We start from the raw sequence: 6,764 nt of genomic DNA, 5'->3' as shown, positions 1-6,764 counted from the left end.
CGGACACCCCGCCCGGTTCACGCGTTCCACCGGGCGCGCGGGATGCGCCCGCCCGGTGGGGAGACGGCTCAGGCCCGCGGCCCGCCCACGGACTCCAGCTCCTTCTCCGGCGCGGCGGAGGCCTGCGGGTGCAGGCCCTTGCTCTTGAGCACCGCCCAGCCGATGCCGATGACCACGGCCCAGCCCGCACCGACGTACAGGGAGATGCGGGAGTCCTGGTCGATGGCGATGATCGCGGTCACGAAGACCAGGAACAGCAGGGCGATCCAGCTGCACACGCTCCCGCCGGGGGCCGGGAAGGACGAGGCCGGCAGGCGGCCCGCCTCGACGGCGCGGCGGTAGAGGATGTGGCTGACGAGGATCATCATCCAGGTCCAGATGCCCGCGGCGGTGGCGACCGAGGTGACGTAGGCGAACGCCTTCTCCGGGACGAGGTAGTTGAGGACCACGCCGATGCCCATCAGGGCGACGGAGAGGGTGATGCCCGCGGCCGGGGTGCTGCGCGAGTTCAGCTTGCCCAGGAACTTCGGGGCCTCGGAGTTCGAGGCGAGGTCCCGCAGCATGCGGCCGGTGGAGTACATGCCGGAGTTGCAGGACGACAGCGCCGCGGTGAGGACCACGAAGTTGACGATGGAGGCGCCGAGCGGGATGCCGATCTTCTCGAAGGCGTGGACGAAGGGGCTCACGCCGGGGCCGAACTCGGTCCACTTGACCACGGAGAGGATGACCAGCAGGGCACCGACGTAGAAGACGATGATGCGCCAGGGCAGGGTGTTGATCGCCTTCGGCAGGGTCTTCTCCGGGTCCTCCGACTCGCCCGCGGTGACGCCGACCAGCTCGACGGCGAGGTAGGCGAACATGACGCCCTGCAGGGTCATCAGGCTGGAGCCGATGCCGTTGGGGAAGATGCCGTCGTGGGCCCAGAGGTTGCTGGCGGTGGCGGTGTCACCGGCGTCCGAGAAGCCGAGGGTCAGTACGCCGAGGCCGATGACGATCATGCCGATGATCGCTGTTACCTTGATCATCGAGAACCAGAACTCGACCTCGCCGAAGATCTTCACCGAGATCAGGTTGACGCCGAACAGCACCACGAGGAAGGTCAGCGCGCTGACCCACTGCGGGATCTCCGGGAACCAGAAGTGCATGTAGATGGCCGCCGCCGTGAGTTCGGCCATGCCGGTGACGACCCACATCAGCCAGTAGGTCCAGCCGGTCGCGAACCCGAAGAAGGGGCCGAGGAACTCTCTGGCGTACTCCGCGAAGCTGCCGGAGACCGGTCGGTAGAGCAGCAGCTCACCGAGTGCTCGCATGATGAAGAAGACGATGACGCCCGCCAGGGCGTACATCAGGATGATGCTGGGACCCGCCTTGGCGATGTTCGCCCCGGCTCCCATGAAAAGGCCGACTCCGATGGCGCCACCGATGGCGATCATCTGGACCTGTCGGCTGCCGAGGCCCCTTTGGTAACCCTCTTCGGAGGTCTGACCGCTTCCCCGACCTGTTGTGGTGTCCGCCGCAGCGGTACGGCCCGTGACCTGCTCAGGGGTCATGGTGATGCGCCTTTCTCCATACCCGACCCGGCTCTTCCGGATCGGTTCTCGATCCCCCCCGAGTGGAGTTCCGCATGCCGACGATCGGCCGGCCGTTGTATCCGCGCGTGGCAGGGGTGGGCCACACGTGGTGGTCGAGAACGTCTACCACGAGGTGCGGGGTCGAGCGAAGAATCCGCCTGTGCGCGAGATCACAGACGTAAGGCGCGGAAGTCATGAAATTGGGCAAATAAGGCGCGCTTTTGACCAAATTATTACTGTAGGCTGACGCTTCCTTGAGGGTCAGTTTTCCGTCCCGACCGCGGAATGGGCGTTCTTCGGCCATCGGCGGGGAGCGCGGCGGGGGCGGTGCCGCCGTGCGGGACCGCCACGGAGGGTAGCAGGACGCGATACGCACCGTCGGTGCGGACGGCCGTGCGGCACCGGCCCGGCCGGCGGCCGAGCGGTACCGCGGGTTTCCGGGTCAGTCGCCGCTTCCGCGCAGCTCGGCCAGCACCGCGTCGGTGAACGGCGGCCACGCCTCGATCGCCCACGGGCCGAAGGCGCGGTCGGTCAGGGCCACGCAGGCGGCGCCCGCGTCCGGGTCCACCCACAGGAACGTGCCGGACTGCCCGAAGTGGCCGAAAGTGCGCGGCGAGGAGGAGGCGCCCGTCCAGTGCGGGGACTTGCCGCCGCGGATCTCGAAGCCCAGTCCCCAGTCGTTGGGCCGCTGGTTGCCGTAGCCGGGCAGGACGCCGGAGAGGCCGGGGAACGCCACCGACGTGGCCTCGGCCAGGGTGCGCGGGTCGAGCAGGCGCGGGGCCTGGAGCTCGGCGGCGAAGCGGACCAGGTCGGCCAGGGTGGAGACGGCGTCCTTGGCGGGGGAGCCCGGCAGCTCGGTGGCGGTCATGCCCAGCGGGGCGAGGACGGCGTCGCGCAGGTACTGCGGGAAGGGGATGTCCGTCGCCTTCGCCAGGTGGTCGCCGAGGACCTCGAAGCCGGTGTTGGAGTAGATCCTGCGGGTGCCCGGCCCGGCCATCGTGCGCTGCTCGTCGAAGGCGAGGCCGGAGGTGTGGGCGAGCAGGTGCCGTACGGTCGAGCCGTCGGGACCGGCGGGCTCGTCCAGCTCGATCGCGCCCTCCTCGACGGCGATCAGCACCGCGTACGCCGCGAGGGGCTTGGTGACCGAGGCCAGGGGGAAGCGGTGGTCGGCGGGGCCGTGTGTGCCGGCCACCGTGCCGTCGGAGCGTACGACGGCGGCCGCCGCGGTGGTCACCGGCCAGTTCTCGATCGTGCGCAGGCTCTCCATGGCCCCTGAGCCTAACGTGGGGCTCCCCGGGGGAAGGTGGCGGGATTTCGCACCGGTTTCCGCTTGCTTGGAGTGCACTCCAACTCCGTAGCGTTCCCTTATGACCGTGATGCAGACGGAGACGGGGAACGCCGTGACGCCGGCCGCGGCGCCGGCCGTGACGCAGATGTGCGCGTCGGCGGAGGTGGCGCATCCGCGGCCGGACGGACAGGACCGCTACACGATCAGCGAGGTCGCCGCGTTCACCGGGCTGAGCGCCCACACGCTGCGCTGGTACGAGCGGATCGGCCTGATGCCGCACATCGACCGCTCCCACACCGGGCAGCGCCGCTTCACCAACCGCGACCTGGACTGGCTGGCCTTCGTCGGAAAGCTGCGTCTGACGGGAATGCCCGTGGCGGACATGGTGCGCTACGCCGAACTGGTACGGGAGGGCGACCACACCTTCGGCGAGCGGCAGGCGTTGCTGCGCGCGACGCGCGAGGACGTGAAGCGCAGGATCGCCGAACTGCAGAGCACCCTGGCGGTCCTCGACTTCAAGATCGATCTTTATGCGGACGCCCGGCGGGCGTCGGAGAGGTTCTGAACCCCACATGAGCACGGAGAACAGCGACCGGATCGCCACGGCACGGCTCGGCGCCGGCGGCCCCGAGGTCGGCGTCCAGGGCCTGGGCTGCATGGGCATGAGCTTCGCCTACGGGCCCACGGACACGGACGAGGCCCGCGCCACACTGGAGCGCGCCCTGGAACTGGGGGTCACGCTCTACGACACCGCCGACATGTACGGCTTCGGCGAGAACGAGAGGTTCATCGCGCCCTTCGTGAGGGCGCACCGGGACGAGGTGGTGGTGGCCACCAAGTTCGGCATCGTCATGGACCCCGGGAACCCGGCGAAGCGCGACATCCGCAACGACGCCCCGTACATCCGGCAGTGCGTGGAGGGCAGTCTGCGGCGGCTCGGGGTCGACGTCATCGACCTGTACTACATGCACCGCCGCGACGTGGACGTGCCGATCGAGGAGACCGTCGGCACCATGGCCGAGCTGGTGGCGGAGGGCAAGGTCAAGCAGCTCGGGCTGAGCGAGGTGACCGGTGACGAACTGCGCGCGGCCCACGCGGTCCACCCGATCGCCGCCCTCCAGTCCGAGTGGTCGGTCTTCAGCCGGGACGTGGAGCGCACGGCCGTGCCCGCGGCGAAGGAGCTGGGCGTCACCTTCGTGCCGTACTCGCCGCTCGGCCGCGGCTTCCTGACCGGCGCGTTCACCCGTGCCGACGAGGAACTGTCCCAGGACGACTTCCGGCGCACGATGCCGCGCTTCACCGGGGAGAACGCGGCGGTCAACGCCGCCCTGCTGGAGCCGCTGCGCGCGATCGCCCGGGCGCGCGGGATCACCCTCGGGCAGGTCGCCCTGGCGTGGGTGCAGCAGCGGGCCGCGGTGCACGGACTGCCGGTCGTGCCGATCCCGGGCACGCGCAGGCGCGACCGGATCGAGGAGAACACCGCCGCCACCCGGATCGAGCTGACGGCGGACGAGCTGGCCGCACTGGAACCGATCGCCGGGCAGGTGGCCGGCGGGCGGTACGCCGACCTGAGCTTCACCTCGGCGGGCCGGGAGTAGCCGTACGGCGGGAGACGGCGGGCGGGGAGCGTGCGGAGGTGCGGGACGCGGCGGGGACGCCGCCCCGCGCCCCGCGCTTCCCGCGCCACGGCCCGGGGCGCGCGGCCGGACCGACCGGACCGTACTGAGCTGGACTGGACCGGACCGGGCCTACAGCTCGGCGAGGAGTTCGGCCTTCTTCGTGCTGAACTCGTCGTCGGTGAGCAGTCCGGCCTCGTGCAGCTCGCCCAGGTGCCGGATGCGGTCGGCGATGTCGGCCGGGGCGGGCCGGACCTGGGCGACCGGGCCGTTCACCCGGGCGGTGGCCGCCGTCGCCGCTTCCAGGGCCGGGTCCGGCCCGGCCGCCCGTATCGCCTCCAGCACCGAGGCGGCCAGCGGCAGCGACTCGTGCACCAGGCCGTAACCCAGCCCGAAGACGACGGCCGCCGGGTCCTGGTCGGCCTCCTCGGGCGGCTGGTCGTCGCGCGCGTCGCGGCGGATCAGCCGCAGGTGGCCGCCCATGACCTCGGGCGAGCGCCACTCGACGCCCCGCAGCTCGCCGACCGCGAACGTCTGGTCGCCCGCCTTCCACTTCGCCGAGGACGCCCCGGTCCAGAACCAGCGGAAGGACACCGTCCGTCCGTCGAAGGAGACCTTGCCGTCGTACGCCTTGAACTGCAGGGGCGGGGCGGGCGCGGCCACCAGGTGGCGGTCGGCGGGCTCGTCCGCCCACGGGCCGAGGACGGAGTGCAGCTCGCTGACGAAGGAGGCGGCCAGGGGCTCGCGCTCGACGGGGAGCACCAGGCGGTAGGGGTCGCTGGTCTCCCTGAGCTGCCCGGCGGCGGCCTCCACCAGGGGATCGGCTCCCGGACGCGGTTCGGCGCGCAGCACGACCGTGCCCCGTCTGGCGCCGGGGGTCAGCTCGACCGACCTCAGCGCCTCGTAGGGGACACGCCGTTCACCGAGCACGTGGAACAGCTTCGGCGTGCGGATCCCCCGTTCGAAGCGGATGAGCACGGAGTCGGTGTCGAACTCCCAGGAGGAGTTAATTCCGGCCAGCACGTCACCCATGCGGGTCATCGTATGCGTCGGCCGCCCGGCCGTCCTCCCCCGTCGTACCGCGCGCGTCACAACTCGTGCACCCGGTGATAAGCCCCCGTACCGACGGCCGCCATGTTGGCCAGGCTCCCGGTGCCCGGCTCGAAGTAGCCGGTGTGGCCGACGGCGCCGTCGGTGGTCAGCCGGTGGGCGCCGAAGCCGGGGGAGACCGGGTCGGCGCCGTGGCCGAGGCCGCCGAACTCCAGGTACGGCACCTCCGCGATCCAGTCGCCGTCGCTGCGCATCGCCCATATCCGGGCCCGCACGTCCAGATCGGCCGCCCGGTCGGCGCGCATGCCGGGGCTGCCCGCCACCGCGATGTCGGTGACCCGGTCCGGGAGCCGCTCCCGCAGTCCGCCCCGGGCGGCCATCCCGCACACCACCGAGCCGTAGCTGTGACAGAACAGCGCCACGGTGGAGCGGCCGGGCAGGCCGTGCAGGAAGGAGACCAGCCGCCGGGCGCCGTCCTCGGCCAGTCCGCCGGAGGCGGCGTCCACGCCGACGCCGCGCGGGGAGGTGTAGTCGGCCCAGGCGACGGTGGCGGTGCGCACGTGCGGCGCGGTGGCGCGCTCGTGCCGGTGCAGCGCCCGCGCCATGCCCACCGGGGCGGAGTACCTGCGGCGGGTCCGCTCGAAGGTCAGCAGTTCGGTGTCCACGCCGGGCACCACGACCGACACCCGCTGGGCGCGGTCCAGGTCGCCGAAGACCTCCACGACACGGCCGCGGCCGGCCGGGTCGAAGGAGAGGATCTTGCGTCCGGCGCGCAGCAGCGAGGCGAAGCGGTGCATCCGGCGGCCCGCCTCGTGGCGGCCCTCCTCCGTCAGCCGTTCGTCGGTCATCCGCCTCCGCTCGACGGCACGGGCCTCGGCCAGCGCGATCCGGTTGGCGCGGTAGCGCAGTGCGACCGGTGCGCCGTCGAGATTGCCCACCACCAGGGGGTGGCGGGCGGCCAGGCGGTTCCGCTGGGCGCTGGTCAGCTCGCGGAAGAACCGGGCGATGACGTGGGGCGCGGCGTCCGGGGCGGGCAGGGGTCTGCCGCCGATGCGGCCGTCCCGCCAGGCCAGCAGGGCGGCGGTGCGCGACCCGGGGTCGGCGTGGCGGTCCCGTACGGCCGTCCAGCCGGAGGTGACCAGCAGCACCAGGACCACGGCGAGGGCGAGCAGGACGCGCCGCGGGGCGGGAGGAGCCGCGGCGGTGGTGTGCGCGTCGGGAGGATTCTTCGGGACGGCG

At 72.0% G+C, this 6,764-nt stretch carries 6 protein-coding genes; 2 read left to right on the top strand and 4 right to left on the bottom strand.

All coding sequences use genetic code 11. The annotated features are described in order from the left end of the window. Positions 1-68: 68 nt before the first annotated feature. Both VE546_RS16190 and VE546_RS16185 read right to left on the bottom strand, forming a co-directional pair. Positions 69-1,550, bottom strand: a complete 1,482-nt coding sequence (locus VE546_RS16190; RefSeq protein ID WP_414720497.1) for an amino acid permease — start codon at positions 1,548-1,550, stop codon at positions 69-71. 463 nt (positions 1,551-2,013) lie between these two features. Continuing rightward, positions 2,014-2,838 carry a serine hydrolase domain-containing protein gene (locus tag VE546_RS16185; protein WP_324922845.1) on the bottom strand — a complete coding sequence of 275 codons (825 nt, stop codon included), beginning with the start codon at positions 2,836-2,838 and terminating at the stop codon, positions 2,014-2,016. Between the two features lie 100 nt (positions 2,839-2,938). Between VE546_RS16185 and VE546_RS16180 the strand changes: the two genes are divergently transcribed. Then, positions 2,939-3,424: a MerR family transcriptional regulator gene (locus tag VE546_RS16180; RefSeq protein ID WP_414720496.1), complete on the top strand. Its 486-nt coding sequence runs from the start codon at positions 2,939-2,941 to the stop codon at positions 3,422-3,424. A 7-nt stretch (positions 3,425-3,431) separates the two neighbouring features. Then, the gene (locus VE546_RS16175; RefSeq protein WP_324922843.1) at positions 3,432-4,457 is read left to right on the top strand and encodes an aldo/keto reductase; all 1,026 of its coding nucleotides are present in this window, start codon (positions 3,432-3,434) and stop codon (positions 4,455-4,457) included. A gap of 150 nt (positions 4,458-4,607) precedes the next feature. Here the strand turns inward: VE546_RS16175 and VE546_RS16170 are convergent, their stop codons facing one another. Both VE546_RS16170 and VE546_RS16165 read right to left on the bottom strand, forming a co-directional pair. Then, positions 4,608-5,507, bottom strand: a complete 900-nt coding sequence (locus VE546_RS16170) for a DUF4429 domain-containing protein (RefSeq protein ID WP_324922841.1) — start codon at positions 5,505-5,507, stop codon at positions 4,608-4,610. Positions 5,508-5,563: 56 nt separating this feature from the next. Then, a complete protein-coding gene (locus tag VE546_RS16165) occupies positions 5,564-6,682 on the bottom strand; it encodes an alpha/beta hydrolase (RefSeq protein ID WP_414720498.1) in 1,119 nt (372 codons plus the stop codon). Positions 6,683-6,764: the final 82 nt, after the last annotated feature.

It is taken from the genome of Streptomyces sp. (assembly GCF_035644915.1).
Lineage (GTDB): Bacteria > Actinomycetota > Actinomycetes > Streptomycetales > Streptomycetaceae > Streptomyces.
The sequence above is the reverse complement of the archived record's forward strand: the minus strand, read 5'-3'. Positions and strand labels throughout refer to the sequence as shown.

Excerpts from the sequence above, each read along its gene's own strand:
- VE546_RS16190 (WP_414720497.1), bottom strand. The coding sequence starts at position 1,550 with ATGACCCCTGAGCAGGTCACGGGCCGTACCGCTGCGGCGGACACCACA.
- VE546_RS16185 (WP_324922845.1), bottom strand. The coding sequence starts at position 2,838 with ATGGAGAGCCTGCGCACGATCGAGAACTGGCCGGTGACCACCGCGGCG.
- VE546_RS16180 (WP_414720496.1), top strand. The coding sequence starts at position 2,939 with ATGACCGTGATGCAGACGGAGACGGGGAACGCCGTGACGCCGGCCGCG.
- VE546_RS16175 (WP_324922843.1), top strand. The coding sequence starts at position 3,432 with ATGAGCACGGAGAACAGCGACCGGATCGCCACGGCACGGCTCGGCGCC.
- VE546_RS16170 (WP_324922841.1), bottom strand. The coding sequence starts at position 5,507 with ATGGGTGACGTGCTGGCCGGAATTAACTCCTCCTGGGAGTTCGACACC.